Origin of the sequence: Pseudarthrobacter albicanus, from assembly GCF_018224015.1 — a bacterium.
GTDB classification, from domain to species: Bacteria; Actinomycetota; Actinomycetes; order Actinomycetales; family Micrococcaceae; genus Arthrobacter; species Arthrobacter albicanus.
In genome coordinates, this window is sequence record NZ_JAGPOT010000143.1 from 1 (window position 1) to 1,744 (window position 1,744).

Here is a 1,744-nt window from a genome sequence, read left to right on the forward strand (position 1 = left end):
GGCCGATATCCGCGCCCAGGGCGGCGTGTCCCGCATGTCGGACCCGGACATGATCGACAAGATCATCGACGCCGTGTCCGTGCCGGTCATGGCGAAGGCCAGGATCGGCCACTTCGTCGAGGCCCAGGTCCTGCAGTCGCTCGGCGTGGACTACATCGACGAGTCCGAGGTCCTGACCCCGGCGGACTACACCAACCACATCGACAAGTGGAAATTCACCGTTCCCTTCGTCTGCGGCGCGACCAACCTCGGTGAGGCCCTGCGGCGCATCAATGAGGGCGCGGCCATGATCCGCTCCAAGGGCGAGGCCGGCACCGGGGACGTCTCCAACGCCACGGGCCACATGCGCCAGATCCGCGCCGAGATCAAGAAGCTGGCCGGCATGGCCGAGGACGAGCTGTACGTCGCCGCCAAGGAACTGCAGGCCCCGTACGAACTGGTCAAGGAAGTTGCCGCGTCCGGCAAGCTCCCCGTGGTCCTGTTCACCGCCGGCGGGATCGCCACCCCGGCGGACGCGGCCATGATGATGCAGCTCGGTGCGGACGGCGTGTTTGTCGGCTCCGGCATCTTCAAGTCCGGCAACCCGGCCCAGCGTGCCGCCGCCGTCGTGAAGGCCACCACCTTCTTCGATGACCCCGACGAGATCGCCAAGGCCTCCCGCGGGCTGGGCGAAGCGATGGTCGGCATCAACGTCGACGAGATCCCGCAGCCCCACCGCCTCGCCGAGCGCGGCTGGTAGAAAATGCCCCAAGGAAAGGACACCCCGATGGCGATCCGCCGTGACGACTGGTACCACCTGATCGGAGCAACAGTTGAAATACGGCGGGAGGGAGACCCCGCTCGTATAGGCCGCGTTGACCACGCCACGCAGGATTCCAACGTCCTCTGGCTCGCCCAGGAAGGCAACAGTCCCCGAAAGATGATTGACAAAGTCCAAGACTACGAAGCATGGGTGCTCTGACCGCATTCCACGCCAAAGTCACTCTCACGGAGGAACGGCGGCAATCCGGCAGCCCGATCCCCACAAGTTTGCCGCCTCCTATGACGTGGCAAACGCCCGCGCATATCCGATAAGCCTGGTCATCTCCGCCTCTGAATTGTCTTACAACGCTGTTTGAATACCTCGCACATGAGATTCAGTTGCGCGGCAAGATAGGAAACCATTTTGATCTGTGGGCTGTCGCAGACACAGGGCGTCTCATTGACATGTCTCCCATGCCTCTGGTTGCAAGACTGCCCCAGTAGCTCTATATCGGGAACACGACAGAACGGCCGTTATGGATAGTTGTCTCTCACTTAGAGACGGCGGCTGAGGGGGGCCGGTCCGGTTCCGATGACGACGGACGCGGACGAACCCGGCAGGGTGAGCTGGACCACCCGCATTCCGGGGATGTGTTCGACGTCGTGATCGAGGACGAAACCGAGGTTGTCGGTGTAGAAGGTTTTGGGCCGGCCCACGTCGGAGACGGGCACCTGGACGACCTCGAGGCGGAATTCCATGTCCGTCGCCCTACGGCGCAACTCCGACCCCCGGCGCTTACTGAACTATCGAAGTCCGCCAGTCTTCGAACGTTGCCTGTTTCAAGGCTGGTGGCCAGGCGATTCCGGAGCGGCTGCGCGGAACCGCCTTAGAGCCTGTTCCTAAACCTGCTTGGCCAGCCGCTTGCTGGTGATTCTGATCATGGTCCACCGGACCATGGCCTCGTGGTGGGCCGGCAGCCGTTCGTAGTCACGCACGCATCGC

3 protein-coding genes are annotated in these 1,744 nt (G+C 63.2%); 2 read left to right on the forward strand and 1 reads right to left on the reverse strand.

The genetic code is table 11. The annotated features are described in order from the left end of the window. On the forward strand, positions 1–739 hold a 739-nt coding region (pdxS, locus tag J9611_RS20655; RefSeq protein ID WP_211882990.1), incomplete at its 5' end, for a pyridoxal 5'-phosphate synthase lyase subunit PdxS. 3 nt (positions 740–742) lie between these two features. Continuing rightward, positions 743–961: a hypothetical protein gene (locus J9611_RS20660; RefSeq protein ID WP_211882992.1), complete on the forward strand. Its 219-nt coding sequence runs from the start codon at positions 743–745 to the stop codon at positions 959–961. Between the two features lie 335 nt (positions 962–1,296). Here J9611_RS20660 and J9611_RS20665 read toward each other — a convergent pair whose 3' ends face one another. Next, on the reverse strand, positions 1,297–1,500 hold the full coding sequence (locus tag J9611_RS20665) for a VOC family protein (protein WP_372447826.1): 204 nt from the start codon (positions 1,498–1,500) through the stop codon (positions 1,297–1,299). Positions 1,501–1,744: the final 244 nt, after the last annotated feature.

Bases quoted from the DNA above. Each gene is read 5' to 3' on its own strand.
- J9611_RS20665 (WP_372447826.1), bottom strand. From the start codon at position 1,500: ATGGAATTCCGCCTCGAGGTCGTCCAGGTGCCCGTCTCCGACGTGGGC.
- J9611_RS20660 (WP_211882992.1), top strand. From the start codon at position 743: ATGCCCCAAGGAAAGGACACCCCGATGGCGATCCGCCGTGACGACTGG.